The sequence below is a fragment of the Microbacterium sp. LWH10-1.2 genome (assembly GCF_038397765.1).
Taxonomy (GTDB): domain Bacteria; phylum Actinomycetota; class Actinomycetes; order Actinomycetales; family Microbacteriaceae; genus Microbacterium; species Microbacterium natoriense.
Genome location: NZ_CP151638.1, coordinates 901472 through 926565, shown reverse-complemented (window position 1 = coordinate 926565; position 25094 = coordinate 901472). Strand labels below are relative to the sequence as shown.

At 69.6% G+C, this 25094-nt stretch carries 26 protein-coding genes; 4 read left to right on the top strand and 22 right to left on the bottom strand.

Annotated elements, in window-relative coordinates:
• Positions 1–15 precede the first annotated feature (15 nt).
• The 10 genes from pheT to MRBLWH10_RS04335 all read right to left on the bottom strand — a co-directional run bounded on the left by pheT (position 16) and on the right by MRBLWH10_RS04335 (position 11054).
• Positions 16–2520 (bottom strand): phenylalanine--tRNA ligase subunit beta, encoded by a 2505-nt coding sequence (gene pheT / locus MRBLWH10_RS04380; protein WP_341941762.1) that lies wholly within the window; start codon positions 2518–2520, stop codon positions 16–18.
• The gene (pheS, locus tag MRBLWH10_RS04375; RefSeq protein ID WP_341941761.1) at positions 2520–3560 is read right to left on the bottom strand and encodes a phenylalanine--tRNA ligase subunit alpha; all 1041 of its coding nucleotides are present in this window, start codon (positions 3558–3560) and stop codon (positions 2520–2522) included. Before pheS ends, pheT begins: the two co-directional genes overlap by 1 nt.
• A gap of 37 nt (positions 3561–3597) precedes the next feature.
• The gene (locus MRBLWH10_RS04370) at positions 3598–4515 is read right to left on the bottom strand and encodes an amino acid ABC transporter permease (protein ID WP_341941760.1); all 918 of its coding nucleotides are present in this window, start codon (positions 4513–4515) and stop codon (positions 3598–3600) included.
• Positions 4512–5159 (bottom strand): amino acid ABC transporter permease, encoded by a 648-nt coding sequence (locus MRBLWH10_RS04365; RefSeq protein ID WP_341941759.1) that lies wholly within the window; start codon positions 5157–5159, stop codon positions 4512–4514. Before MRBLWH10_RS04365 ends, MRBLWH10_RS04370 begins: the two co-directional genes overlap by 4 nt.
• A gap of 80 nt (positions 5160–5239) precedes the next feature.
• The gene (locus MRBLWH10_RS04360; RefSeq protein WP_341941758.1) at positions 5240–6157 is read right to left on the bottom strand and encodes a glutamate ABC transporter substrate-binding protein; all 918 of its coding nucleotides are present in this window, start codon (positions 6155–6157) and stop codon (positions 5240–5242) included.
• A 40-nt stretch (positions 6158–6197) separates the two neighbouring features.
• Positions 6198–6944 (bottom strand): amino acid ABC transporter ATP-binding protein, encoded by a 747-nt coding sequence (locus MRBLWH10_RS04355; protein ID WP_105672391.1) that lies wholly within the window; start codon positions 6942–6944, stop codon positions 6198–6200.
• 236 nt (positions 6945–7180) lie between these two features.
• The gene (locus MRBLWH10_RS04350; protein WP_341941757.1) at positions 7181–8143 is read right to left on the bottom strand and encodes a TAXI family TRAP transporter solute-binding subunit; all 963 of its coding nucleotides are present in this window, start codon (positions 8141–8143) and stop codon (positions 7181–7183) included.
• Positions 8140–9516 (bottom strand): HAMP domain-containing sensor histidine kinase, encoded by a 1377-nt coding sequence (locus MRBLWH10_RS04345; protein ID WP_341941756.1) that lies wholly within the window; start codon positions 9514–9516, stop codon positions 8140–8142. The genes MRBLWH10_RS04350 and MRBLWH10_RS04345 overlap by 4 nt, the downstream gene beginning before the upstream one ends.
• A 3-nt stretch (positions 9517–9519) precedes the next feature.
• Positions 9520–10188, bottom strand: a complete 669-nt coding sequence (locus tag MRBLWH10_RS04340) for a response regulator transcription factor (protein WP_105672394.1) — start codon at positions 10186–10188, stop codon at positions 9520–9522.
• A gap of 53 nt (positions 10189–10241) precedes the next feature.
• Entirely contained in the window at positions 10242–11054 is an 813-nt protein-coding gene (locus tag MRBLWH10_RS04335; protein ID WP_105672429.1) for an RNA methyltransferase, read from the bottom strand.
• 57 nt (positions 11055–11111) lie between these two features.
• On the opposite strand from MRBLWH10_RS04335, the gene MRBLWH10_RS04330 reads away from it, so the two are divergent.
• The gene (locus MRBLWH10_RS04330) at positions 11112–11564 is read left to right on the top strand and encodes a DUF2809 domain-containing protein (protein ID WP_341941755.1); all 453 of its coding nucleotides are present in this window, start codon (positions 11112–11114) and stop codon (positions 11562–11564) included.
• A gap of 8 nt (positions 11565–11572) precedes the next feature.
• On the opposite strand, the gene rplT is transcribed toward MRBLWH10_RS04330, so the two are convergent.
• The 3 genes from rplT to infC all read right to left on the bottom strand — a co-directional run bounded on the left by rplT (position 11573) and on the right by infC (position 12920).
• On the bottom strand, positions 11573–11959 hold the full coding sequence (gene rplT, locus MRBLWH10_RS04325; RefSeq protein ID WP_017202428.1) for a 50S ribosomal protein L20: 387 nt from the start codon (positions 11957–11959) through the stop codon (positions 11573–11575).
• 33 nt (positions 11960–11992) lie between these two features.
• A complete protein-coding gene (gene rpmI / locus MRBLWH10_RS04320) occupies positions 11993–12187 on the bottom strand; it encodes a 50S ribosomal protein L35 (protein WP_060927878.1) in 195 nt (64 codons plus the stop codon).
• A 73-nt stretch (positions 12188–12260) separates the two neighbouring features.
• Positions 12261–12920, bottom strand: a complete 660-nt coding sequence (gene infC, locus MRBLWH10_RS04315) for a translation initiation factor IF-3 (protein WP_308116191.1) — start codon at positions 12918–12920, stop codon at positions 12261–12263.
• 218 nt (positions 12921–13138) lie between these two features.
• Here infC and MRBLWH10_RS04310 point away from each other — a divergent pair, with 218 nt between their 5' ends.
• Positions 13139–13537: a DUF1844 domain-containing protein gene (locus tag MRBLWH10_RS04310; protein ID WP_223586190.1), complete on the top strand. Its 399-nt coding sequence runs from the start codon at positions 13139–13141 to the stop codon at positions 13535–13537.
• Between the two features lie 292 nt (positions 13538–13829).
• Here MRBLWH10_RS04310 and MRBLWH10_RS04305 read toward each other — a convergent pair whose 3' ends face one another.
• From MRBLWH10_RS04305 to MRBLWH10_RS04280, 6 genes are all read right to left on the bottom strand, one after another.
• Entirely contained in the window at positions 13830–14627 is a 798-nt protein-coding gene (locus MRBLWH10_RS04305) for an SseB family protein (protein WP_341941754.1), read from the bottom strand.
• Entirely contained in the window at positions 14611–15357 is a 747-nt protein-coding gene (gene priA / locus MRBLWH10_RS04300; RefSeq protein ID WP_105672398.1) for a bifunctional 1-(5-phosphoribosyl)-5-((5-phosphoribosylamino)methylideneamino)imidazole-4-carboxamide isomerase/phosphoribosylanthranilate isomerase PriA, read from the bottom strand. Before priA ends, MRBLWH10_RS04305 begins: the two co-directional genes overlap by 17 nt.
• Before the next feature lie 100 nt (positions 15358–15457).
• Positions 15458–16093: an imidazole glycerol phosphate synthase subunit HisH gene (gene hisH / locus MRBLWH10_RS04295; protein ID WP_105672399.1), complete on the bottom strand. Its 636-nt coding sequence runs from the start codon at positions 16091–16093 to the stop codon at positions 15458–15460.
• Positions 16090–16701: an imidazoleglycerol-phosphate dehydratase HisB gene (gene hisB / locus MRBLWH10_RS04290; protein ID WP_105672400.1), complete on the bottom strand. Its 612-nt coding sequence runs from the start codon at positions 16699–16701 to the stop codon at positions 16090–16092. Before hisB ends, hisH begins: the two co-directional genes overlap by 4 nt.
• Positions 16698–17792 carry a histidinol-phosphate transaminase gene (locus tag MRBLWH10_RS04285; RefSeq protein ID WP_341941753.1) on the bottom strand — a complete coding sequence of 365 codons (1095 nt, stop codon included), beginning with the start codon at positions 17790–17792 and terminating at the stop codon, positions 16698–16700. Before MRBLWH10_RS04285 ends, hisB begins: the two co-directional genes overlap by 4 nt.
• Positions 17793–17885: 93 nt before the next feature.
• Positions 17886–18248 (bottom strand): LysM peptidoglycan-binding domain-containing protein, encoded by a 363-nt coding sequence (locus MRBLWH10_RS04280; protein WP_341941752.1) that lies wholly within the window; start codon positions 18246–18248, stop codon positions 17886–17888.
• Between the two features lie 291 nt (positions 18249–18539).
• Between MRBLWH10_RS04280 and lexA the strand changes: the two genes are divergently transcribed.
• Positions 18540–19226, top strand: a complete 687-nt coding sequence (gene lexA, locus MRBLWH10_RS04275; protein ID WP_105672403.1) for a transcriptional repressor LexA — start codon at positions 18540–18542, stop codon at positions 19224–19226.
• A 73-nt stretch (positions 19227–19299) separates the two neighbouring features.
• On the opposite strand, the gene metE is transcribed toward lexA, so the two are convergent.
• Positions 19300–21612, bottom strand: a complete 2313-nt coding sequence (metE, locus tag MRBLWH10_RS04270; RefSeq protein ID WP_341941751.1) for a 5-methyltetrahydropteroyltriglutamate--homocysteine S-methyltransferase — start codon at positions 21610–21612, stop codon at positions 19300–19302.
• Between the two features lie 29 nt (positions 21613–21641).
• Positions 21642–22583, bottom strand: coding sequence for a methylenetetrahydrofolate reductase (locus MRBLWH10_RS04265; protein ID WP_105672405.1), 942 nt, complete (start codon positions 22581–22583; stop codon positions 21642–21644).
• A 194-nt stretch (positions 22584–22777) separates the two neighbouring features.
• On the opposite strand from MRBLWH10_RS04265, the gene MRBLWH10_RS04260 reads away from it, so the two are divergent.
• A complete protein-coding gene (locus tag MRBLWH10_RS04260; protein ID WP_341941750.1) occupies positions 22778–24613 on the top strand; it encodes a prolyl oligopeptidase family serine peptidase in 1836 nt (611 codons plus the stop codon).
• Here MRBLWH10_RS04260 and smpB read toward each other — a convergent pair whose 3' ends face one another.
• Positions 24614–25090 carry an SsrA-binding protein SmpB gene (smpB, locus tag MRBLWH10_RS04255; RefSeq protein ID WP_060927199.1) on the bottom strand — a complete coding sequence of 159 codons (477 nt, stop codon included), beginning with the start codon at positions 25088–25090 and terminating at the stop codon, positions 24614–24616. It lies immediately after the preceding gene.
• Positions 25091–25094: the final 4 nt, after the last annotated feature.

Sequence of the window (25094 nt, the reverse complement as noted above, 5' to 3'; positions counted from 1 at the left end):
GTACCGGAACCGGGCTCAGTCGCGCAGCGCGGCGCCGAACCGTTCCGCCGCGACCGCGACCCCGGCGAGCTTGGCCTCCGTGGCCTCCGCCGCGGTCAGCGTGCGGTCGTCGGCGCGGAAGCGCAGCGCGAACGTGAGGCTCTTGGACCCCTCGGGAACGCCCTCGCCGCGGTAGTCGTCGACCAGGCGCAGGGACTCGAGCATGGGCCCCGCCCCTTCGATGAGAGCGGCACGGACATCCCCAGCGGGGACCTCCGCGGGCACCGTGAGCGAGACGTCCTGCGTCGCCGCGGGGAAGGTCGACAGCGAGGCCGCGACCGTTCCTCCCCCGGCGAGCGAGAGGATGCCGTCGAGATCGAGCTCGAGCACCGTCGCGCGACCGGGCAGGTCGGCGTCCTCGGAGACCGCGGGGTGCAGCTCGCCGACGTAGCCGACCTCCACATCCCCGATGCGGAGCGCACCGGCGCGGCCGGGGTGGAGCGCGGCGCGCTGCGTCTGCACCACGTCGATCTCGACGCCCGCCGCCGCGGCGATCACGCGCACGGCGTCGAGGGCCTCGGGGAGACCGGCCGCCTCGGCCGCTCGGCCCGGCTGGCGCGCCGACACGTTGCCCGTGAACAGCACCGCGACGTGACGGTGCTGCGGCGGGATCGACGCGTTCAGCTCTGCGAGCGTCTCGTCCGACGGACGCACGCCGAGCGGCGGCACCTCGTCGGTGCCGTAGACGACGCCGGGTTCGGGCAGGAAGACGACGCCGGTCTCGAAGATCGCGAGGTCCGTGAAGCCGCGCGAGATGTTGCGATGCGCGATCTGCAGCAGTCCGGGGATCAGCGAGCGCCGCAGGTACGGCGCCTGGCCGTCGAGGGCGTTCGCCAGGCGGATGCTGGGCAGGTGCTCGCCCGCGGCGGAGCCGTGCAGATCGTTCTGCGCCTCGTTCGTGAACGGGAACGCGGACGTCTCGACGAGTCCTGCGGACGCGAGCGCGTTCGCGACCCGGCGGCGACCCTGCTGGTGCGCGGTGAGTCCGCGTCCGGAGGGCGGCGTGGGCAGCACCGACGGGATGCGGTCGAGCCCGTGGATGCGCGCGACCTCCTCGGCCAGCGTCCACTTGTCCGTGAGGTCGGGGCGCCAGGTGGGCGGGATGACCGTCCAGCCGGCGTCGGTCGCGGTGACCTCGGCGCCGATCGTCTCGAGCGCGCCCGAGATCTCGGCATCCGTGTAGTCCACGCCGATGAGCCCCTCGACGAAGCCCGCGGGCAGGTCGATCTCGCCGACGAAGACCTCGGCGAACAGCGCGCCGCCCTCCTCGGTGAGCGTGCCGCCGGCGAGCTCGACCATGAGGTCGGCGGCGCGACGGGCCGCGACGAACGGGATCAGCGGGTCGACGCCGCGCTCGAAGCGCTTGGAGGCCTCGCTGGGCAGCTTGTGACGACGTGCCGAGCGCGCGATCGTGACCGGGTCGAACGTCGCCGCCTCGATGAGGACGTTGCGCGTGGTCTCCGTCATCTCAGTCGTGCCGCCGCCCATGACCCCGGCGATGCCGATGGGGCCCGAGTCGTCGGTGATCAGCAGGTCAGAGGCGTCGAGCGTGCGCTCCTGGCCGTCGAGCGTCGTGATCTTCTCGCCCGCGGAGGCGCGGCGCACGGTGATGCCGCCGCTCAGGGCGTCGAGGTCGTAGCCGTGGAGGGGCTGGCCGAGCTCGAGCATCACGTAGTTCGTGATGTCGATGAGCACGCCGAGGGAGCGCATGCCCGCGAGGGTGAGACGCGCGATCATCCAGGGCGGCGTCGGACGCGACGGGTCGACCCCGCGCACGACGCGGGTGACGAACTCGCTCGCACCGACGCGTCCGCGCACGGGAGCCTGGTCGTCGATGATCGCGGTGTGACCGGTGCCCGGCTGAAGCTCGGCGAAGTCGCGCTCGGCGGGGTCGCGGAACGCCGCCCCCGTCGCGTGCGAGTACTCGCGAGCCACTCCGCGGAGCGAGAAGGCGTAGCCGCGGTCGGGGGTGACGTTGATGTCGACGGCGACGTCGTCGAGGCCGAGGAGCGCGATCGCGTCGGCGCCGACGGGCGCATCGATGCCGAGGTCGGAGAGCACGACGATGCCGTTGTGCTCATCACCCAGGCCGAGCTCGCGCGCCGAGGCGATCATGCCGTCGGACACGTGTCCGTAGGTCTTGCGCGCCGCGATCGGGAACGGCCCGGGCAGCACCGCACCCGGAAGCGTCACGATCACCTTGTCGCCGGCGACGAAGTTGTGCGCACCGCAGACGATCCCGCGGATGCCGCCGTTCGCCTCGCCCACGTCGACCTGGCACCAGTTGATCGTCTTGCCGTTCGACTGCGGCTCGCCCTCGAGCGAGACGACCTGTCCGACGACGACGGGACCGGTGATGTCGAAGCGGTGGACGTCCTCCTCCTCGAAGCCGACGCGCACCATCGCCGCGAGGACGTCCTCGGGCGTGGCATCCGCTGCCAGATCGACGTACTCACGCAGCCACGAAAGCGGGACGCGCATCACACCACCATCCCGTACTGCTCGCTGAATCGGATATCGCCCTCTGCCATGTCGCGCATGTCCTGCACGTCGCTGCGGAACATGAGCCCGCGTTCGACGCCCATGCCGAAGGCGAAGCCGCTGTAGACGTCGGGGTCGATGCCCGCCGCCCGGAGCACGTTCGGGTTGATCATGCCGCAGCCGCCCCACTCGATCCAGCGCGCGCCGCCCTTGAAGGTCGGGTGCCACAGGTCGAGCTCTGCGGAGGGCTCGGTGAAGGGGAAGAAGTTCGTGCGGAAGCGCGTCTTGGCCTCCGGTCCGAAGAGCTGACGCGCGACGTGGTCGAGCGTGCCCTTGAGGTGCGCCATCGAGATGCCCTTGTCGACGACGAGGCCCTCGAACTGGGTGAACACCGGCAGGTGCGTCGCGTCGAACTCGTCGGTGCGGTACACACGGCCGGGGCAGAGCACGTAGATCGGCACGTCGCGGTCGAGCATGGACCGCACCTGCACGGGGCTCGTGTGGGTGCGCATGACGAGGTGACGCGAGGCCGGGTCGACGTAGAACGTGTCCTGCTCCTGGCGCGCCGGGTGGTCGACGTCGAAGTTCAGGGCGTCGAAGTTGAACCACTCGTGCTCGAGCTCGGGGCCCTCCGCGATCTCCCACCCCATGCCGACGAAGATGTCGGAGATCTGCTCGCTGAGCAGGGTGAGCGGATGCCGGGCGCCGACGCGCGTGCGGGACGGCACGGCCGTGATGTCGACGCGCTCCGATTCGAGCCGAGCGGCGATCTCGGCCTCGGCGAGCTCGCCCTCCTTGGCGGCGAGCGCCTGGGTGACCTGGCCGCGGCCCTGGCCGACCAGTTTGCCGAACGCCGCCTTGTTCTCGGGGGCGACCTGCCGCATGGACGCGTTCAGGACCGCGAGCGGCGACCCCTCGGCGACGTGTGCGGCGCGGGCCGCCTTCAGCTCGGTGGTGTCGCGCGCCGCCCCGATGGCCTCGAGGGCTGCGGCGACGGCGGCTTCGACCGCTTCTGGGGTGATCTCTGGAGACTCAGACACGAGAGTCGAGTCTACCGGGGGCACGCCGCCGCGCCGTTCAGCCGATGCCACCACCCGCGTCGTGCTTCCCGGCCCGGCTCTGCAGTGCGATCACCTCGGTCATCGTCGACTCGTCGTCTGCGGCCGCGTTGTGCGCGACCGCGACCTGCTTCGGCGAGCGCTTCGCGCGGCGCTGGAGCCGGTAGGCGATGTAGGAGAGCACGAGACAGACCGCCACGTACATCGAGCCGCCGACCATAGCGGCCTGGATCAGTGGAGATCCGTAGGGCGCCTGGTTGCCGATCTGGTTGATCACATACAGCAGCTCCTGATACGTGATGATGAACCCGAGTGCGGTGTCCTTCAGCGCGACGACGAGCTGAGCGATGATCACAGGCATCATCGCGCGAATGGCCTGCGGCAACAGGACCAGCTGCATCACACCGCTCTTGCGCAGGCCGATGGCGTAACCGGCCTCCCGCTGCCCCCTCGGTAGCGACTCGACGCCGGTGCGCAGCACCTCGGCGAGCACGGACCCGTTGTAGACGATCAATGCGATCACGACGGCGAAGTACGGCGGCATCTTCACGCCGATCACGGGAAGACCGTAGTACAGCAGCATCATGAGAACGAGCACCGGAACAGCTCGCAACACCTCGATGATCCATCTGACCGGCTCACGCACCCAGGCATGGTCGGAGAGACGCCCGATGCCGAGGATGAAACCGAAGACGAGCGATCCGACGCCCGCCGCGGCGAAAGCTCCGAGGGTGCTGAGCAGACCCTGCCCGAACCGCACCCAGACCGCGGAGAAGGTGAAGATGTTCCACTTCTCCGCGCTGAACTGCCCGGTGACGTAGAGCCGCCATGTCACCCAGCCGAGAGCGGCGAGAACGACGAGGACGGTGAGGACGCCGATGATCCGGTTCCGGGCGATCGCCCTGGGTCCAGGGACGTCAAAGAGTACAGAGCTCATCGAGCGATCCTCCACTTGTTCTCGAGATAGCGCTGCAGCCAGCCGAGCAGCAGGACCAGTGCCACGAAGACCACCATGACCCAGAGCAGAACCACCAGCGCGTTCTCACCCACCTCACTGAGTGACGCGCGGATCGTGCCGAGATTGACGACCGAGAAGCCGGCCGCGACCGTGGTGTTCTTCATGAGGGCGATGAGCACGCTCATCATGGGAGGCACGACAGAACGCGTAGCCTGCGGCAGCACGACGAACCGCATGACCTGCCCGAAGTTCAGGCCGATCGCCCGCGCCGCCTCCGCCTGCCCGACCGGGACCGTGTTGATGCCGGCCCGGAGTGCTTCGGCGACATAGGTGGCGGTGTAGACGCCGAGCGCGACGATGGCGAGCAACGTGTAGTTCATCCGCTCGCCTACGAGGATCGGCAGGCAGAATGCGAAGAAGAACATCACGAGGGTCAGCGGCGTGTTGCGAATCCAGTTCACGTACACGCCGCCGACCGCCCGTGCGATCGGCACCGGGGACACCCTCGCTGCTCCTACGACCAGCCCGAGCACCAGGGCGATGAGCCCACCGCCCAGGAACAGCACGATCGTGCCCCCCAGTGCTTCTCCCCAGAGATCGAGGTTGTCTGTAATGACTCCCACTGCTGCTCCTGTCGATTCGTGTGCTCGTGCTGCCCCTGCCGATCAGCGGGCGGCCGAGGATATCGGCCGCCCGCGGGAACTCAGCCGACCGGGTCGACCTTGGGCTGAGTCGCCTTGACCCCGGATGCGCCGAGGTTGTTGTCGAAGATCTGCTGCCAGACGTCGCCGCCATCGGTCAGCTGCGTGTTGAAGTACTCCACCAGCGCGGTGTCGCCCTTGGCGACGCCGATGCCGTAGCGCTCCTCGCTGAACGGCTTGCCGACGACCTTGATCTTGTCGGGGGCCTGCGCCGCGTAGCCGATGAGGATGGCCTCGTCGGTGGTGACGGCATCCACCTGCCCGTTCTTCAGGTCCTCCACGCACTTCGAGTACGTGTCGTACTCCTTGGTCGGAACCTCAGGGTAGTTCGTCTTGATGTTCTGGATCGGCGTCGAGCCGGTCGCGGAGCACACCGTCGTCGACGAGCTCAGGTCGTCGACGCTCTTGATCTTGCTGTCGGAGGCGACGAGGAGGCCCTGCCCGGTGACGAAGTACGGGCCGGCGAAGGAGATCTGCTCCTTGCGCTTGTCGGTGATCGAGTAGGTGCCGACGTAATAGTCGATGTCACCGTTCACGATCGCCTGCTCGCGGTTCGCCGACGCGATCGCCTGGAACTCGATCTTCTCGGGGTCGACGCCGAGGGATGCCGCCATCCAGCGGGCGATGTCGACGTCGAAGCCGGTGCGCTCCCCCGTCACCGGGTCGAGGTAGCCGAGACCGGGCTGGTCCTCCTTGACGCCGACCTTGACCGTGCCGGAGGACGAGATCCTGTCGAACGTCGGGCTGCCGTCGATCTTGACGTCGGTCGCCACCGTCCACGGCGTGCTGCTCGTCGACGGCTCCTCCTCGGTGCCTCCGCCGGTTCCGGTGCTGGTCGGGGTGCCGCTGTTGCAGGCCGTCAGCGCGAGCAGCGCAGCCGCCGCGATCCCGATTCCTGCCAGTGTCCGTGTGCGTCGCATGTGCGTCTCCTTCGTGTGCTGTGTGTGCAGGGTGGAAAGGTCAGTGGGTGAGGAGCTTCGAGAGGAAGTCCTTGGCGCGGTCGCTCTTCGGGTTCGTGAAGAACTCCTCCGGCGTCGCCTCCTCGACGATGCGCCCGTCGGCCATGAAGACGACGCGGTGGGCGGCCTTGCGGGCGAATCCCATCTCGTGCGTGACGACGATCATCGTCATGCCCTGCTGGGCGAGCTCGATCATGACGTCGAGCACCTCGTTGATCATCTCGGGGTCCAGCGCGCTGGTCGGCTCGTCGAACAGCATCACCTTCGGATGCATCGCCAGCGCACGGGCGATGGCCACGCGCTGCTGCTGACCGCCGGAGAGCTGCGCGGGGAGCTTCGAGGCCTGCTTGGCCACGCCGACACGCTCCAGGAGCTCCATCGCCTCCTTCTCGGCGTCGGCCTTCTTGATCCCGCGGACCTTGATGGGGCCGAGCGTCACGTTCTCCAGGATCGTCAGGTGCGCGAAGAGGTTGAACGACTGGAAGACCATGCCGACGTCGGCGCGGAGGGTCGCGAGCCCCTTGCCCTCGGCGGGCAGCTCCTTGCCGTCGATGCGGATGCTGCCGCTCGTGATCGTCTCCAGGCGGTTGATCGTGCGGCAGAGCGTCGACTTGCCGGAGCCGGAGGGCCCGATCACGACGACGACCTCGCCCTGATCGACCGTGAGGTCGATGTCGGTCAGCGCCTGGAAGTCGCCGTAGTGCTTCTGCACGTTCTCGACCACCACAAGGGCGTTACCAGAGGTCATGTGTTCTCCAAACTCGCAGGGTGGTCAGCGGTGCTCGATCGGGGGTGCTCTCCCAGAGAGCTCATGCGCGCCACCCGTCCCCACGGGCGTCTGAGTTCTCCATCGAATCGTGCGCGACCGACCTCACGATGGCAGAGCGCGACGAGCGGTGTCAGACTTCTTGAGGGTTTCTTGAGGCTCGTAACACGGGTGTTACCCAACGGACACAGAACGACGCGCGTGCGGCGCTCCGCGGCTCAGTTCCTGGTGTCCCGGTAGTACGTCAGCGCACCCGGATGCAGCTCGACGGGCTCGGTGAAGATCGCCTGCCTCCGGTCCAGTCGCGCGGCGACCGGCACCTCCTGAGCGATGCGGGAGCGGGCGTCGAACAGGGTGGAGACGATGTCCTCCACCACGGCATCCGGCGTGTCCGTGGCGGTCATCAGGAAGTTCGGGACCGCCATCGTCAGCGTCGGCTCCTCGATGCCGTAGGTGCCGGCCGGGATGTCGGCTGGTCGATACGCTCCTGAGTGGCTCGCGTTCACGCTGTTGACCCAGGCCTGCTCCACCGGGAGCAGCCGCACGGGAGTGTTCTCCGCGAGCTGGGCGATCCCCGGAGTGGGCAGGCCGCCCACCCAGAAGAAGCCGTCGATGTCCGAGCCCTGCATGGCGTCGATGGACTCGGCGAGTCCGAGCTGCGGGTCGCTGATCGTCGTGGCATCCACCCCCGCGGCCTCGAGGAGCCTCGTGGCGATCACGTGCACGCCCGAGTTCTCGGCGCCCAGGGAGATGCGCATGCCGGCGAGGTCACGCACATCGTCGATGCGGGAGTCGGCGCGCACCACGATGTGCAGGTACTCGTCGTAGAGCCGCGCCACGGCCTTCACGGCGAGGGGCTCCTGGAACACCCCGGTCCCGGCGACGGCGTCGGCCGCGGCATCCCCCTGCGCGAACCCGACGACGGCCCGTCCGGAGGCGATGCGCAGCAGGTTGTCCACCGAGCCGTTGGTCTCCGCGACGGTCACGGGAGTCCCGAGGCGGGTGGAGAGCTCTCCCGCGAGATGCTCCCCGTAGTCGTAGTAGACGCCCGTCGTGCTCCCCCCGGCGATCACGGTGCTGCTCGTGCTCCACTCGTCGCTCGGCGCGCTGCAGCCGCCGACCCCGACGGCGACGGCTGCCGCGGCGATCAGCGCGACGACTCCGCGCAGGCCTCTCCTCATCGGACGGCTCCGTCCGGGATCCACAGCGACACGAGCAGCCCCCCGTCGTCCGGCGCCTCCACGCTCAGCTCTCCGCCGATCGAGGCGAGGAGGTCGGTGGCGATCGCGAGCCCGAGGCCGGATCCGCTCACGGTCCCCGTCTCGGAGCTGCGCCAGAACCGCTCGGTCGCGCTTCCGACCTCGGACGCCTCGAGACCGGGGCCGTTGTCGCGCACGGCGATCCCCGTGCGACCGTCAGCCGCGACGGCGCGGACCTCGATGCGACCGCCCTCGGGCGAGTACTTCACGGCGTTGTCGATCACCGCGTCCAGAGCGCTCTCCAGCACCGTCCTGTCCGCCATCGTCGGCACGGCCCGATCGCCGGTCACCTCCACGGTCACCGAGCGACGGCCGGCCACCTCCCGCCAGGCCTCCGCTCGGCGCCGCGCGAGCCCGGCGAGGTCGACGGCGGCGAAGCTCGCATCGCCTCGGCCGCCCTTCGCGAGGCTCAGGAGGGTCTCCAGGATCCGCGTCATCCGCCGTCCCTCCTCCCTCGTCTCCTCGATGTCCTCTCGCCACTCGCGACCGAGCCCCGTCATCAGGTGCTCGACCCTCAGGAGCAGGGCGTTCAGCGGATTGCGCAGCTCGTGCGAGGCGTTCAGGGCGAACTCCTGCTGACGGGCGAGCACGCGTTCGATCTCGGCGGCCATGCTGTTGAAGAGCACCGTCATGCGACGCAGCTCTGGCGGCCCCGTGTCTTCGGAGACCCTGGCGTCCATCTCGCCGCGCTCGATCGCGACCATCGCCTGATCGAGTCGGCGCACCGGCGCCAGGACCCAGTTCGCCAGCCCGAACACGAGCAGCAGCCCGGCGAGGATCGTCGCGATCACGATGAGAGACAGCACGAACCAGTGCTGCAGGATCTCCGACCTCGGCGAATCGGTGCTCGACGAGATCAGCACGACGCCGATCACGTCGCTGTCGTCGAAGACCGGCTCGGCCATGACCGCATCGTTGTCGATCAGGGGGAAAGTGGGCTCCGGCGGCTCAGAGCGACGCCCGCTGAGGGCGAGCTGCACCCGTTCGGACTCCGCCTCCTCCAGCACCGCCGAATCCGGACCGCTCGCCGCCCACACCTCACCAGACACGTCGACGACCACCACGCGGATGCCGTACACGTCCTGGAACCTGCGGACCTCGCCCTCGAGCACCGCGGGGGTGTCGGCGCGCAGCGACTGCCGCGCACTGGTCACGAAGTAGGTGAGGTCGCCGAACTGATCGCTGTAGAAGGACTGCTGCACGCTGCGCGCCGCGCTCCAGGCGTACGCTCCGCTGAGTGCGAGGACGATCGCGATCAGGGGCACCAGGAAGACGATGACGAGGCGGTTCCGCATGGGTCAGCCGCCGATCAGCCGATAGCCGACTCCGCGGACGGTCTCGATGAGCGGCACTGCGACCTTGCGCCTGACCGCGCCCACGTGCACCTCGAGCGAGTGGCTGAAGCCGTGCCAGTCGGTGTTCCAGACCTCTCTGATCAGCCGGTCCCGCGGCACCGCGACACCGGGGTATCTCGCCAGCACGGCGATGATGTCGAACTCCTTCTTGGTGAGATCGACCGGATCGGCGCGCACCCGTAGCTGGCGCTTGACGAAGTCGACCTCGACGGCGCCCCCGTGCAGGCGCACGATCTCCTCCGACTCGACTCTCGCGGGCCGGGTCCTGCGGGTGACCGCCTCGATCCTGGCCAGCAGCTCCTGGATGTCGTAGGGCTTCACGACGAAGTCGTCGGCTCCCGCCCTGAGCCCCCTGATGCGCTCGTCGACCTGACTGCGAGCCGTCACGACGATGATCGGCACGTCCGTGCGCGCTCGGATCCGGCGGCAGAGGTCGATGCCGTCGACATCGGGGAGGCCGAGATCGAGCAGCACGACCTCGGTGTCGGCTCCGAGCGCGTCCAACGCCTCCTGACCGGTCGCCGCCCGGACCGTGGCGTATCCGGAGCGGCTCAGGAACGCATCGAGAGCCTTCGCGACGCCGGCGTCGTCCTCGACGATCAGAACTCGCATCGGCCCCCTGTCCCCACGTCAGGCGGGAACGGCGCCCTGCCGCTCCATCCGGATCAGTCTGCCACGGCTGCGCGCTGCGCGAAGGCGCTCTCGTACAGGCACACGCTGGCGGCGGTCGCGAGGTTCAGCGACTCGGCACGACCGAAGATCGGGAGCTTGAGGACGCGGTCGGCGAGTTCCAGCGCGCTGTCCTCGAGACCGCGGGCCTCGTTGCCGAACAGCCAGGCCGTCGGCTCGGCGAGCACGCCCTCCGCGCGGGCGGCGAGGAGGTCGTCGCCCTTCACATCTGCGGCGAGGATGCGGAGCCCGGCGTCGTGCGCCCGCTCCACGACCTCGGCGAGATCGCCCGCGACCGACACGGGCAGGTGGAACAGCGACCCCGTGGTCGCGCGGACGACCTTGGGGTTGTACGGGTCGACGGTGCGGCCGGTGAGCACGACGGCATCGGCTCCGGCGGCATCCGCTGCCCTGATGATCGTGCCGAGATTGCCCGGGTCGCGCACCTCCTCGCAGATCGCGACGAGACGAGGCGACGACGCGAAGACGTCACGCACCGACGTCGGCGTCTGCTGGACGACCGCGACGAGCCCCTGAGGGGTCACGGTGTCGGCCATGGCGTTGAGGACGTACTCGGTGACGTACTCGACGTCGACGTCGGCATCCACCGCCTTCGCCCTGATGTCCGGATGCTTGTCCCACCCCGTCGGGGTCGCGAAGAGCTCGACGATCGTCTCGGGTCGGTAGGTCAGCGCCTCGCGCACGGCCTGCGGGCCCTCGAGGAGGTACAGCCCTGTCTCTGTTCGCGCGCTGCGCTTGGTCAGCTTCGCGACGGCACGGACTCGGGGGGACCGGGGGTTCTCCAGCACGATCACAGTCTAGGGAACGTGGAGGTCCTTCTCGCGCCATCCGGATAAGGTGCGTGCATGATGACGGATGCCGCCCCGCCGCCGATCCGCCGACGGCTCGTGCTCGCGGTGCTCGCCGCCGCGACCGTGGGACTGGGGCTGCTCGTGCGCCGGTCGGCCTCGGGCCCCATCGGAGATGTCGTCGGCGATGCGCTCTACGCCGTGCTCATCTATCTGCTCGCGGCCGTCGTCGCCCCCCGTGCGCGACCGTTGCGGCCGGCCCTCATCGCCTTCACGATCTGCGCGGGGATCGAGCTGCTCCAGCTCACCGGGCTCCCCCGCCTCTGGGCGACGGAGTTCCCCCCGATCGGCCTGGTGCTGGGAGCCGGCTTCGACCCGCGCGACCTCGTCGTCTACGCCGTCGCCGTCATCGCGGCCGCCGTCGTCGACGAGACCATGGCGCGTCGTCGGGGCTCACGCGCTCCCGGAAACGCCACAGGGCGCCCTCCCGAAGGAGAGCGCCCTGTGTGAAGAGGTGCTTACGCAGCCGACTTCGGAGCGTTGACGTCGGAGGGCAGAGCCTTCTTCGCCGTCTCCACCAGCGTGGTGAAGGTCGCAGCGTCGTTGACCGCGAGGTCGGCGAGCATGCGACGGTCGACCGTGACACCCGCGAGGCCGAGGCCCTGGATGAAGCGGTTGTAGGTCATGCCGTTCTGGCGGGCAGCGGCGTTGATGCGCTGGATCCACAGACGACGGAAGTCGCCCTTGCGCTTGCGACGGTCCCGGTACGAGTAGACCAGGGAGTGGATGACCTGCTCCTTGGCCTTACGGTAGAGGCGCGAACGCTGACCGCGGTAGCCGGAGGCGCGCTCGAGGATGACGCGACGCTTCTTGTGGGCGTTTACCGCCCGCTTGACTCTTGCCATTTTCCTGTGTTCCTATTCGTGCGTTCGATCGCGTCAGCGACCGAGAAGCTTCTTCGCGACCTTGAAGTCTGCCTTCGACAGAACCTGGTCCTGGTTGAGGCGACGGGTGCGACGGCTCGACTTGTGCTCGAGGTTGTGGCGCATCCCGGCCTGCTGCTTCTTCAGCTTGCCGCTGCCGGTGATCTTGAAGCGCTTCTTAGCACCCGAGTGGGTCTTCTGCTTCGGCATCTTCTCTTCCTTCGTATGGCGCCTTCTCAGGCGACGGTGTCAACCCGCGGTGCGGGAGTATGTGGGGCGGGAGTTACTCCGCTGCGGCGCCTTCGGCGGGAGCATCGGTCTTGGCCTCGCGGGCCGCCTGCTTGTTCGCTGCGCGCTGCGCGTCGCGAACGGCGTTCTGCTCCTGCTTCGCCTCGGACTTGCTCTTGAGCGGAGCCACGATCATGACCATGTTGCGTCCATCGATGGTCGGGTTGGACTCGACCGTTCCGAGCTCGGCGACGTCCTCGGCGAACTTGCGGAGAAGACGGACACCCTGCTCGGGACGCGACTGCTCGCGACCGCGGAACAGGATCATGGCCTTGACCTTGTCGCCCGCCTTGAGGAAGCCCTCGGCGCGCTTGAGCTTCGTCGTGTAGTCGTGCGCCTCGATCTTCAGGCGGAAGCGGACCTCCTTGAGGATGGTGTTCGCCTGGTTGCGGCGAGCTTCCTTCTCCTTCTGGGCGGCTTCGTACTTGAACTTGCCGTAGTCCATGATCTTGACCACGGGCGGCTTCGAGTTGGGTGCGACCTCGACGAGGTCGAGGTCGGCTTCCTGCGCAAGGCGCAGCGCCGCCTCGATGCGGACGACGCCGATCTGCTCACCCGCGGGGCCGACGAGGCGGACCTCGGGGACGCGGATGCGCTCATTGGTGCGGGGATCGCTGATGCGGAACTCCTTAGACGATGGTTTCGGCCACCGGATGCTGTTCGCAATCCGGGCGAAATCAGAATCGTCTCCCACCCACCGGCATTCAGACGCCGGCTCCGCACCCAGTCTGCCGGCGGCATCTGTCGATGCGATCCGGTGGAGTGCAAGACCCGGTAGCCTGGAACGGCAAGCGCGGGTGGGAAGTGAATCCTCTTTCGTACCGGAGCATGACGCTCCGGAGCCCGACAAAGTCTAACAGAAGGCAAGGCGAAGTGACGAACCAGGCATCGGACGAGGCTGCACGCGAGCGCGAAGAGCGCTGGGCCCGACAGGAGGAGGCCGCGTCATCCGCCACCCGGGACATCGCAGACGTCCCCGCCGTCGAGGTGATCACGACCGCGGCCGTGCACCTCATGAGCGCCGCGGCCGTCAAGCTCGGCCTCGCCGACGACCCGGATGCCGCAGCGCAGCTCGACCTCGACGAGGCGCGCAAGCTCATCAACGCGCTGGCCGGACTCATCACGGCCGGCGCCCCCGAGATCAGCGACATGCACGCGCGGTCGCTGCGCGACGGACTGCGGTCCCTGCAGCTCGCTTTCCGCGAGGCCTCCGTCATCCCCGATCCGATCGGCAAGGGGCCGGGCGAGAAGTGGACGGGGCCGGTCAACTAGGCCTCTTGGGGGCGGGCTCCGGGTTGCCCTGTTCGGGTGAAGAGCGGGCACCCTCCCGCTTCGCGGGCCCCTCCCGATTCACCCGAACAGGGCAACCCTGCGCCCTCACGTTCTGTTGACGAACGGCTGGGGTCGAAGTCCGCAACCCGGGCGTTGAGCGAGCGCAGCGAGACGAAACGCAATCCCCGGGCGTTGAGCGAGCGCAGCGAGACGACACGCAATCCCCGGACGTTGAGCGAGCGCAGCGAGACGACACGCGGCGAGGACCGCGCGACCGAGGTGCCGCTCGTCGTCAGGCGGAGCGGCGGAGCTTGACGGTGAGCGAGTCGGCGAGCACGGCGATGCGATCGTCGGCGGACCAGCGCTGGGCGAGACGCGCGAGGACCGCGTCGAGCACCTCGCGCTCGAGTCCGTCGACGAGCTCGAGGATCACGACGAGCTCAGGGCCGCGGAGCCTCGCGTCCGGGTCGCCCGCGGCGACGGCGACGTCGATCACCGCGAGCTCGTGCGCGACGCTCTCCTGGAGCGCACCGAACACCTCCGGCGAGAGGAAGCTCGGCTCCCACGCGTGCCCCTGAGCGATCGCCCACACCGCGGGCCGGCGGATCACGAACTCCGTGTCGGACGTCGGGTCCAGCACGATCAGATCGGTGTCGTCGGCGGAGGCCGCCAGCGCGGCGCGCACGGCCTCGACCGGGATGGGCCGGGCCGTGGCATCCCACCGCTGCATCGCGGTGACCGAGGAGAACACCGGCTGCACGCGACGGCCGTCGGGGGCCGCGACCGTGACGATCGACAGCTCCTGCGTCTTGTCGACGACCAGGCCGGTGGGACCAACGCCCTCATCGCCCTTCTCGGCGACGAGGGGGATCAGCACGCGCGCGGAGCGGAAGGCGTCGATGACCTCGGTCTGCGCGCCCTCACCCGCACGGAACCTCTGCAGCGCCTCGAGCAGCGCGGGGTCGGCGGAGCCGTCGTCCGCGGCGTGCGGATTCGGCTCGAAGCTGCGACCCTCCCACGGCACGCCCGCGGAGTCGCCGTGATTGTGCGACTCGGGCCCGCAGGAGTGCGCGTCAGTCTCCTGCGACATCCAGAGCCTCGGCCAGCGTGAACGCGCCGGCATACAGCGCCTTGCCGACGATCGCGCCCTCGACGCCCAGCGGCACGAGCTCGCGGAGAGCGGCGATGTCGTCGAGGTTCGCGATGCCGCCGGAGGCGACGACGGGCTTCGGGGTGCGCGAGGTCATCTCGCGCAGGAGCTCGAGGTTCGGTCCGCGGAGCGTGCCGTCCTTGGTCACGTCGGTCACGACGTAGCGGCTGCAGCCGGCATCCTCGAGACGATCCAGGACCTCCCAGAGATCGCCGCCGTCCTTCGTCCAGCCGCGGGCCGCGAGGGTCGTGCCGCGCACGTCGAGGCCGACCGCGATCGCCTCGCCGAACCGGCCGATGACGTCTGCCGCCCACTCGGGGTTCTCCAGCGCCGCGGTCCCGAGGTTGATGCGCGTGGCGCCGCTCTCGAGCGCCGCCTCCAGCGTCGCGTCGTCGCGGATGCCGCCGGAGAGCTCGATGTTGACGTTCTTGAACTGCTTGATCACCTTGCGCAGGATGGGGGCGTTGCTCCCCCGTCCGAAAGCGGCGTCGAGGTCGACGAGGTGGATCCACTTCGCGCCCTGCGCCACCCACTCCCCCGCTGCGTCGAGAGGATCGCCGTAGCTGGTCTCGCTGCCGGCCTCGCCCTGCGTGAGGCGGACGGCCTTGCCGCCCGCGACATCGACGGCCGGGAGCAGAGTGAGGGAGGGAGACTGCGCGAAGTCGTTCATGACGTCCTTGAGTGGTGGGAGTGCGCCGATGAGAGGCACGAGAACCGAGGTTACCCTCGCAATCGGCGCTCGTTCAAATGCGTGACGCCGATCGAGGAGGTCAGAGGCTGCCGACCCAGTTGCGCAGCAGCTGGATGCCCGCGTCTCCGGACTTCTCCGGGTGGAACTGGGTGGCCGAGAGCGGGCCGTTCTCGACGGCTGCGAGGAAGGGATCTCCGTACGTCGTCCAGGTGAGCACGGGCTGCGGGAACGGAGGGATGACGTCGAGCTCCCAGGACTGCGCCGCGTACGAGTGCACGAAGTAGAACCGCTCCTGCTCGATGCCGCGGAACAGCACGCTGTCGGCGCCGGGCTCGACCGTGTTCCAGCCCATGTGCGGCAGGACCGGCGCGTTGAGCTCCGTCACCGCACCCGGCCATTCGCCGAGGCCCTCGGTGTCGTGTCCGCGCTCGACGCCGTGGGAGAACAGCACCTGCATGCCGACGCAGATGCCCAGCACCGGGCGCCCGCCGGCGAGCCGACGATCGATGATCTCGTCACCGCCGTGGGCGAACAGCGCGTCGCGGACGGCCTGGAATGCGCCGACGCCAGGAACCACGAGGCCGTCGGCCTCCAGCGCCTGCGTCTTGTCGCGGGTGAGCACAGCATCCGCTCCCGCGGCGACGAGTGCCTTGACGGCGGAGTGGACGTTGCCGGACTCGTAGTCGAAGACGGCGACCGTGGGCGCGCTGCTCATAGCGCGCCCTTGGTGGACGGGACGCCGTCGACCAGCGGATCGAGGGCCTTCGCCTGGCGGAAGGCACGCGCGAAGGCCTTGTACTCCGCCTCGGCGATGTGGTGAGGATCGCGGCCGCCCAGCACGCGGACGTGCACGGTGAGTCCGGCGTTGAACGTGATCGCCTCGAACGAGTGCCGCACGAGGGCGCCCGTGAAGTGACCGCCGATGAGGTGGTACTCGAATCCTGTGGGCTCACCCTCGTGCACGAGGTACGGGCGACCGGAGATGTCGACGACCGCCTGCGCGAGCGCCTCGTCGAGAGGGACCAGCGCGTCGCCGTAACGGGAGATGCCGGACTTGTCGCCCAGCGCCTCGCGGATCGCCTGCCCGAGCACGATCGAGACGTCCTCGACGGTGTGGTGCGCATCGATGTTCGTGTCGCCGGACGCCCGCACCGTGAGGTCGGTGAGGGAGTGCTTCGCGAACGCGGTCAGCATGTGGTCGAAGAACGGCACCGAGGTGTCGATGCGGCTCACACCCGTCCCGTCGAGGTTGAGCTCGAGCTCGACCGTGGACTCCGACGTGCTGCGCACGCGGCGGGCTGTACGCGGGGCGGGGGTGCTCATGATGCCGATCCTATCGAGGCGAGGGCGTCGAGGAACGCCGTGGTCTCGGCCTCCGTACCCGCGGTGACGCGGAGGTGGCCGGGGATGCCGACGTCGCGGATCAGCACGCCCCTGTCGTACAGCTGCTGCCACGTGGCCTTCGGGTCGACGACGCCGCCGAAGAGGACGAAGTTCGACCAGGACTCGTGCGGCGTGTACCCGAGGGCTTCCAGGGTCGCCGAGATGCGGTCGCGCTGCTCGACGATCTCGTCGACCATGCCGAGCATGACGTCGGCGTTGCGCAGCGCGGCGATCGCCGCCGCCTGGGTGAGGGCACTCAGGTGATAGGGCAGGCGCACGAGGCGCAGCGCGTCGATGAACGCGGGATCGGCGGCCAGGTAGCCCACCCGCGCTCCCGCGAAGGCGAACGCCTTGCTCATCGTGCGCGACACCGCCAGACGCGGACGCCCTTCGAGGAGAGAGAGCGCGGATGCCGCCTCCCGCGGTGCGAACTCCTGATACGCCTCGTCGACGATCACGATGCCTCTGGCCGCCGCGTAGACGGCCTCGACGACATCGAGCCCGAGGGGCGTGCCCGTCGGGTTGTTCGGGGAGCACAGCAGGATCACGTCGGGGTCGACAGCGCGCACCTGAGCAGCAGCGTCTTCCGCGGTGATCGTGTAGTCGGGCTCGCGGACGCCCGCCACCCAGCGCGCGCCGGTGCCCTGAGCGATCAGCGGGTACATGGAGTACGTGGGCGCGAAGCCGAACGCCGTGCGTCCGGGACCGCCGAAGGCCTGAAGGATGTGCTGCAGCACCTCGTTCGAGCCGTTGCCCGCCCAGATCTGCTCGGCAGTGAGGCCGTGTCCGAGATACTCGGCGAAGCCCTCGCGCAGAGTCGTGAACTCTCGATCCGGGTAGCGGTTCATGTCACGCAGCGCCACGGCGATGTCGTCGAGGATGTCGCTGGCGACGGCATCCGGAATGGGATGCGTGTTCTCGTTGACGTTGAGCGCGATGGGAAGCGGGGCCTGCGGAGCTCCGTAGGGAGTCAATCCGCGGAGGTCGTCGCGAAGCGGGAGGTCAGCGAGTGATGCGGTCACCCTTCCCATGCTAGGACGCGCGAAGGCCGATGATGCACCGGGTGACGCCGCATTGCGCATGCACCGCTCCCACGAGGGGCTTGCAGGACGCGCGCTCCGAGATCACTCGGAGTACTGCGCGGGGATGGCGAGCTCGTCGCCGATCTGCAGTGCGCCGCCCGTGAGCATGTTGAGCCGACTGATCTCGCCGATCACCTCGCGAGGGTCGGCGTCGGGAGCGACCGTGGTGGCGATCGACCAGAGGGTATCCCCCGGCATCACCGTGACGGTCTCGAAAGACGCCGCCGCGACGTGAGCGCCGGACGCCGCAGCGCTTCCACCGCTGAGCGCGGCGAAGGCGATGCCCGCCGCGAGAGGGATCGAGGCGAGCCCGAGGAGCACGCGGCGACCGCGGACCGTCAGACGCAGGCGTGCGGCCGGACGTGCCGGAAGGACTGCTGCGGTTCCGAAGGTGATGGTGCTCATGTCGTGCTCCCTTTCTGCCCTCCGACGGATCATCCCCGCCGGAGAAAGTTGGCGTAGCGTTCGCATCCAGGACTCGGCCGGGAGTCAGGAATGCGAAGCTACGTACCGAAGATATCTTCGAGTTCGAACATCTGTCAAGCGTTCTTCGAAACCTGATTCGAGAATCTGCCGACACGCTCGAACAGATCTTCCAGATCGGGCCGTTTCTCGGATACGGTTTCGATACGGATACCCCACCACGGACCTCCGACATTCGAACTGCGACGCCGGAATCGCGTACAAAGGAGCACGATGAGCGAGAACTCCGCCCCCGACACCGAGGCGCCGCGCACCCGTCGCCGCAAGAGCCTCAGCCCCAAGCAGATGGCGATCCTCGAGGTCATCCAGAACTCGATCAGCCGGCACGGCTATCCGCCGAGCATGCGCGAGATCGGCGACGCCGTCGGTCTCAAGTCGCTGTCCAGCGTCACGCATCAGCTCGGACAGCTGGAGCTCAGCGGCTATCTGCGCCGCGACCCCGGCAAGACCAGGGCCATGGAGGTGCTCATCGACCTCCCCGGCGCGAGCGGCGAGAACCCCGCCGACGTCGCCACCCCGGTCGGAGACGCCGCTCTCGTGCCGCTGGTGGGCCGCATCGCCGCCGGAGTGCCGATCACCGCGGATCAGCAGGTCGAGGAGATCTTCCCGCTCCCCCGGCAGCTCGTCGGCAAGGGCGACCTGTTCATGCTCAAGGTGTCGGGCGAGTCGATGATCGACGCCGCGATCTGCGACGGCGACTGGGTCGTGGTCCGCTCGCAGCACAGCGCGGAGAACGGCGAGATCGTCGCGGCCATGCTCGACGGCGAGGCCACGGTCAAGGTGCTCCGCCGCCGCGACGGGCACACCTGGCTCCTCCCCCGCAACTCCGCCTTCGAGCCCATCCTGGGCGACGAGGCCGTGATCCTCGGCAAGATCGTCGCGGTGCTGCGCGCGGTCTGACGACGGCTGACGACAGCGAACCGCCCTTCCCGAACTCCGGGAAGGGCGGTTCGCTTCTCTCTTCGAGCGAGCGTCAGACCGCGACGACCACGTCCTCGCGCACCCGACGCGTGGCCTCGACGATGTTGCGCAGCGACGCCACGGTCTCGTCGTATCCACGCGTCTTCAGACCGCAGTCGGGGTTGACCCACAGCTGGCGCGTCGGGATCTCGTCCACCGCGCGGCGCAGCAGCGACTCGACCTCCTCCGTTGAGGGGACGCGCGGCGAGTGGATGTCGTAGACACCGGGGCCGATGCCGTGATCGAAGCCGACCTCAGCGATGTCCGCCACGACCTCCATGCGGCTGCGGGCCGCCTCGATCGAGGTCACGTCGGCGTCGAGGGCGCGGATCGCGTCGATCACGACGCCGAACTCCGAGTAGCAGAGGTGGGTGTGCACCTGGGTGCCCGCCGCCGCGCCACCCGTCGCGAGACGGAACGAGTCCACGGACCACTGCAGGTACGCGGACTGATCCGCCTTCTTCAGAGGCAGCAGCTCGCGCAGCGCGGGCTCGTCGACCTGGATGATCGCGATGCCAGCGGCCTCGAGGTCGGCGATCTCGTCGCGCAGGGCGAGCGCCACCTGGTTCGCGGTCTCGCCGAGCGGCTGGTCGTCTCTGACGAAGGACCAGGCGAGGATCGTGACGGGTCCCGTCAGCATCCCCTTCATGTGCTTGGTCGTGAGCGACTGCGCGTACGTCGACCAGTCCACCGTGATCGGAGCGGGACGGGAGACGTCGCCCCACAGGAGGGAGGGGCGGGTCGCGCGGGAGCCGTACGACTGCACCCAGCCGTTCTCGGTGACGTCGAAGCCGTCGAGGTTCTCGGCGAAGTACTGCACCATGTCGTTGCGCTCCGGCTCACCGTGCACGAGCACGTCGAGGCCCAGGTCCTCCTGCAGCGAGACGACGCTGGCGACCTCGCGGCGCAGGAACTCCTCGTAGTCCTCGGCGGGGATCTCGCCCCTGGTGAATCGCGCCCGGGCGCGACGGATGTCGCCGGTCTGCGGGAAGGACCCGATCGTCGTGAGCGGCAGCGCCGGAAGGCCGAGGGACTCCTGCGCGGACTCGCGCTCCTCATAGGACACGCGCGAGAAGTCCGCCTCGGTGAGTGCACGGGCACGAACGGCACCGTCGCGGACGCCCGGAGCCGAGAGACGGTCCTGCAGGGCAGCGGATGCCGCGTCGAGATCGGCGGCGACGGCCGCACGCCCCTCGGCGAGGCCCCGGGCCAGGGCCACGACCTGCTCGACCTTCTGGTCGGCGAAGGCGAGCCACGAGACCAGACGCGCATCGAGCTTCGTCTCGTCGGACACGTCGTGCGGCACGTGCAGCAGAGAGGTCGACGTGGAGGCGGAGACTCCGGCGGCGCCGAGCGCGCGCAGCGCCTCGAGCGTGTCGAAGGCCGAGGCGAGGTCGCCGCGCCAGATGTTGTGACCGTCGACGACGCCGCCCACGAGGGTCTTCCCCTCCAGGCCGGCTGCGGCCGCGGGCACGCCTCCGCGCACGAGGTCGACGGCGATCGCCTCGATCGGGGCAGCGGCCAGCACGGGGAACACCTCGCCGAGGTCGGCGTACGGCGCGGCGACCAGGATCGACGGTCGCGCCGCCGCTCCGCCCAGCACCGCGAGGGCACGGCCGGCGGCATCCGACAGCGCAGCGATCGACGCAGGGAGCGACTCGCTGACCAGAGCGGGCTCGTCGAGCTGCACCCACTCCGCACCGGCGTCCTTCAGCCGCGCGAGCAGCTCGACGTAGACGGGGAGCAGGTCGTCGAGACGCGACAGCGGATCGAACCCCTCGGGGGCGTCGTCCGAGGCCTTCGCCAGAGCGAGGAGGGTCACCGGACCGACGATGACCGGGCGGGTCGTGAACCCGGCCGCCGCGCCCTCTGCGAACTCACGGACGACGCGGTCGCTGGACAGCGAGAACACCGTCTCGGGGCCGATCTCCGGCACCAGGTAGTGGTAGTTCGAGTCGAACCACTTGGTCATCTCGAGCGGGGCGCGCTCCCCCTCGCCGCGGGCGACGGTGAAGTACGCCGGGAGGCCGATGGTGCCGTCCTCCGACCGGAGGTCCTCGAACCGCGCGGGGATCGCGCCGACGGTCACCGCGGCGTCGAGCACCTGGTCGTAGTACGAGAACGACTCGGGGATGGCCGAGTCGGTGCGGCCGAGGCCGAGCGCGGCGAGACGTTCGCGCGTGGCTGCGCGCAGCTCGGCGGAGGTGGTCTCCAGCTCGGCGAGGTCGGTGCGGCCGGCCCAGAACGCCTCGACGGCCTTCTTCAGCTCGCGACGGCGACCGATACGGGGGTAGCCGAGGATGGTGCCCTCGGGGAATGCGGACATGGGTGTTCCTTTCAGCGGGGGTTCTGGGGTCAGCGGAGTCGGGACACCGGCAGGACGCCGGCCTCCTCGAGGACGGTGAGCACGGTGTCGTGCTGGTTGAACGCGTAGAGGTGCACGCCGGGTGCGCCGCCGGCGACGACCTCCCTGGCGAGGCGCGCGGCCCACTCGACGCCGATCTCGTGCCGGCCCTCGGGGGTCGGCTCTACGTCGAGGGCGATGGCGAGCTCGCTGGGCAGCGTCTCGCCGGTGAGTTCGAGCACACGAGCGAGCCGAACCGGCGAGACGATCGGCATGATGCCGGGGAGGATCGGGATCGTGACGCCGGCGGCGCGCGCCCTCTCGACGAACGTGAGGTAGTCGTCGGCGTGGAAGAACAGCTGCGTGATCGCGGAGGTCGCGCCGGCGGCCTGCTTCGCGAGCAGCGCGTCGACATCCTGCCAGCGGTGGACGGAGCGCGGGTGCCCGTTGGGGAAGGCGGCGACCGCGATGCTCGCCTTGCGGCGCGCGCTCACGCGTGCGGCGCCGGGGATGCCGGGCACCGGCGACTCCTCGTAGGGGGCGCGCTCCGCCTGCACGCGGTCGATGAGCTGCACGAGCTGCGCCGCGCTCTCCAGGTCGCCGAGGAACGGCTCGTCCTGTCCGACGGGCGGATCCCCGCGGAGGGCGAGGAAGCTGAGGATGCCGGCATCCAGGAACTCCCTGATGAGCGTCGCGGCGCCCGCGTAGGTGTTGCCCACGCAGGTGAGGTGCGCGAGGGGCTCGACGGCGGTGTGCTCGCGGATGAAGCGGAGCACCTCCAGGGAGCGTCCCCCGGTCGAGCCGCCGGCGCCGTAGGTCACCGAGATGAAGTCGGGCCCTGCGGCCGCCAGCCGACGGACGGTCTCGTGCAGCGCCTCGTGGCTGGACGCCGAGCGCGGCGGATAGAGCTCGAAGGAGAACGGCACTCGAGGGTTCGGCGTCTCGGAAGACATCTTCTTCTCCTGGGGACAGGGCGGGCACGGGGCCGCGAGCGGCGCAGGACTGCGTCGATCTCGCGGGCGGGTGCCGGGCTCGGCTGTCGCTCCACGCACCGGGGCGAACCGGGCGTTTCCAGAAACCTATGGCACGCCGACGCCCGCCCGCATCCTGTGTGACGTCGTGTGTCGCACGCCAATAGGCTCGAGGCATGTCGATGCCGTTCGGGTCCTGGCCGTCTCCCTTCTCCGCCGCCTCGGTCGCTGCGTCCTCGCCCCGCATCGACGGCGCCCGCTTCGTCGGCGACGAGATCTGGTGGGGCGAGTCGGTGCCCTCCGAGGGCGGGCGCGTGACCGTGCGCAGCTCAGAAGCGCGTGAGGTGCTTCCGGCGCCGTGGAGCGCGCGCTCCCGCGTGCACGAGTACGGCGGCGGCGCCTGGACGGCGAGCCCCGCCGGTTCGCTCTTCTTCGTGAACGCCTCCGATCAGCGCGTGTATCGGCTTGACGACGGCGCAGAGCCGCGCCCGCTCACCCCCGCCGGTCCTGCCCACGGAGGGCTGCGGCTGCAGAGCGGGAGGCTGTTCGCCGTACGAGAGGACCTCACCGCCGACCCTCATCTGCGCGCGATCGTGGATATCCCGATCGACGGCTCGGCCGCAGACGACGTCGAACGGGTCGGCACGGTCGTCGAGGGCTCCGACTTCTACGCCCACCCCGCGCTCTCCCCCGCCGGGGACCGGATCGCCTGGGTGCAGTGGAGCGGCGATCGGATGCCGTGGGACAGCGCCCGGCTGCACGTCCGTGGTGTGGACGGAGCCGAGCTGGTACTGCCGACGCGCGCGGCCCTCCAACCGGAGTGGGGCGGTGTGGACGAGCTCGTGTTCGCCGACGATCCCTCCGGTCGCTGGAACCTGCACAGGGTCGCGCTCGACGGCTCGACCCCCGAGCCGATCGCGCCCGCCGACGCCGACACGGGCTACGGACTGTGGGTGCTGGGCAACCGCTGGTACGGGCTCCTCGACGACGGCCGGATCGTCGCCGTGCGGACGAACGGACGCGACGAGGTCGTGCTGATCGACCGTGACGGGTCGGCACGTGCTCTCGCCGTGCCCTGCGACGGTCACGTGAGCGTCGACGACGTGTCGGGGTCCAGGGTGCTGCTGAGCGGCAACGGGTCGACCGTCGCTCCGGGAGTCTGGTGCGTCGACCTCGACATGGGCGCCGTGTCGACCGTCGCCGGAGGCGCTCCTTCGGACGCCGCGTGGATGCCGCCGGCGCGTGCGCTGGTGGTCGACGGGATGCACGGACCGGTGCACGCCTTCGCCTACGCTCCCGCCAACCCCGACGTCTCGACTCCGGCGGTCGGGCGTCCGCCCTATCTCGTGCTCGTGCACGGCGGCCCGACCGCCCACGTCACCGGCGCGGCGTCCGCGGCCATCGCCTTCTACACGAGTCGCGGCATCGGAGTGCTCGACGTGAATTACGGCGGGTCGACCGGATACGGCCGCGCCTATCGGGAGAGGCTGCTCGGCCAGTGGGGCGTCGTCGACGTCGACGACGTGATCGCCGCCGCACGCGGTCTCGCCGATGCCGGGCTGGCCGACCCCGCGCGCATCGCCATCCGCGGCGGGTCCGCCGGAGGCTGGACCGTGCTCTCCGCCCTCGTGCGCGGAGGAGCGTTCGCCGCGGGGATCAGCCGCTACGGCGTGACCGACCTGCGCGGGCTCGTCGAGCACTCCCACGACTTCGAGGCGTCGTACATCGAGGGCCTCGTGGGGCCGCTCCCGGCATCCGACGCCCTCTACGTCGAGCGTTCGCCGCTCACCCATGCGGATCGGATCGACGTCCCCGTGCTGCTGCTGCAGGGTGAGGAGGACCGTGTCGTGCCGCCCGCGCAGTCCGAGGCCATCCGCGACGCCCTGGCCGCACACGGCGTCGACCACGAGTACGTGCTGTATCCCGGTGAGGGGCACGGGTTCCGCCGTGCCGAGACGATCGTCGACGCCCTGGAGCGCGAGATCGCCTTCCTGCGGCGCGTGTTCGGCTGACTACTCCCCGACGCGGTTGCGCAGCCGCATGGCGCGCTCCGCCTCGCGGGTGTCCTGCCGCTCACGCAGCGTCTGCCGCTTGTCGAACTCGCGCTTGCCCTTCGCGAGCGCGATCTCGACCTTGGCGCGGCCGTCGGAGAAGTAGAGCTTCAGCGGGATGAGCGTGTACCCGCCCGCCGACACGGCGTGCTGGAGCTTGGCGATCTCCTCACGGTGCAGCAGCAGCTTGCGGACCCGCTTGGCCGAGTGGTTCGTCCAGTGCCCCTGGGAGTACTCCGGGATGTGCACGGAGTCGAGGAAGACCTCGTTGCCCTTGACGAACGCGTAGCCGTCGCTGAGGTTCGCGCGTCCTTGACGCAGTGACTTGACCTCGGTGCCGGTGAGCACCATCCCCGCCTCGTACGACTTCTCGATGTTGTAGTCGTGACGTGCGCGACGATTGGTCGCGATGACCTTCTCCCCGCGTTCCCTGGGCATGATG

Bases quoted from the DNA above. Each gene is read 5' to 3' on its own strand.
- pheT (WP_341941762.1), bottom strand. From the start codon at position 2,520: ATGCGCGTCCCGCTTTCGTGGCTGCGTGAGTACGTCGATCTGGCAGCG.
- MRBLWH10_RS04370 (WP_341941760.1), bottom strand. From the start codon at position 4,515: ATGAGCTCTGTACTCTTTGACGTCCCTGGACCCAGGGCGATCGCCCGG.
- MRBLWH10_RS04360 (WP_341941758.1), bottom strand. From the start codon at position 6,157: ATGCGACGCACACGGACACTGGCAGGAATCGGGATCGCGGCGGCTGCG.
- MRBLWH10_RS04355 (WP_105672391.1), bottom strand. From the start codon at position 6,944: ATGACCTCTGGTAACGCCCTTGTGGTGGTCGAGAACGTGCAGAAGCAC.
- MRBLWH10_RS04350 (WP_341941757.1), bottom strand. From the start codon at position 8,143: ATGAGGAGAGGCCTGCGCGGAGTCGTCGCGCTGATCGCCGCGGCAGCC.
- MRBLWH10_RS04345 (WP_341941756.1), bottom strand. From the start codon at position 9,516: ATGCGGAACCGCCTCGTCATCGTCTTCCTGGTGCCCCTGATCGCGATC.
- MRBLWH10_RS04340 (WP_105672394.1), bottom strand. From the start codon at position 10,188: ATGCGAGTTCTGATCGTCGAGGACGACGCCGGCGTCGCGAAGGCTCTC.
- MRBLWH10_RS04330 (WP_341941755.1), top strand. From the start codon at position 11,112: ATGATGACGGATGCCGCCCCGCCGCCGATCCGCCGACGGCTCGTGCTC.
- rplT (WP_017202428.1), bottom strand. From the start codon at position 11,959: ATGGCAAGAGTCAAGCGGGCGGTAAACGCCCACAAGAAGCGTCGCGTC.
- rpmI (WP_060927878.1), bottom strand. From the start codon at position 12,187: ATGCCGAAGCAGAAGACCCACTCGGGTGCTAAGAAGCGCTTCAAGATC.
- MRBLWH10_RS04305 (WP_341941754.1), bottom strand. From the start codon at position 14,627: ATGTCGCAGGAGACTGACGCGCACTCCTGCGGGCCCGAGTCGCACAAT.
- priA (WP_105672398.1), bottom strand. From the start codon at position 15,357: ATGAACGACTTCGCGCAGTCTCCCTCCCTCACTCTGCTCCCGGCCGTC.
- hisH (WP_105672399.1), bottom strand. From the start codon at position 16,093: ATGAGCAGCGCGCCCACGGTCGCCGTCTTCGACTACGAGTCCGGCAAC.
- hisB (WP_105672400.1), bottom strand. From the start codon at position 16,701: ATGAGCACCCCCGCCCCGCGTACAGCCCGCCGCGTGCGCAGCACGTCG.
- MRBLWH10_RS04285 (WP_341941753.1), bottom strand. From the start codon at position 17,792: ATGGGAAGGGTGACCGCATCACTCGCTGACCTCCCGCTTCGCGACGAC.
- MRBLWH10_RS04280 (WP_341941752.1), bottom strand. From the start codon at position 18,248: ATGAGCACCATCACCTTCGGAACCGCAGCAGTCCTTCCGGCACGTCCG.
- lexA (WP_105672403.1), top strand. From the start codon at position 18,540: ATGAGCGAGAACTCCGCCCCCGACACCGAGGCGCCGCGCACCCGTCGC.
- metE (WP_341941751.1), bottom strand. From the start codon at position 21,612: ATGTCCGCATTCCCCGAGGGCACCATCCTCGGCTACCCCCGTATCGGT.
- MRBLWH10_RS04265 (WP_105672405.1), bottom strand. From the start codon at position 22,583: ATGTCTTCCGAGACGCCGAACCCTCGAGTGCCGTTCTCCTTCGAGCTC.
- MRBLWH10_RS04260 (WP_341941750.1), top strand. From the start codon at position 22,778: ATGTCGATGCCGTTCGGGTCCTGGCCGTCTCCCTTCTCCGCCGCCTCG.
- smpB (WP_060927199.1), bottom strand. From the start codon at position 25,090: ATGCCCAGGGAACGCGGGGAGAAGGTCATCGCGACCAATCGTCGCGCA.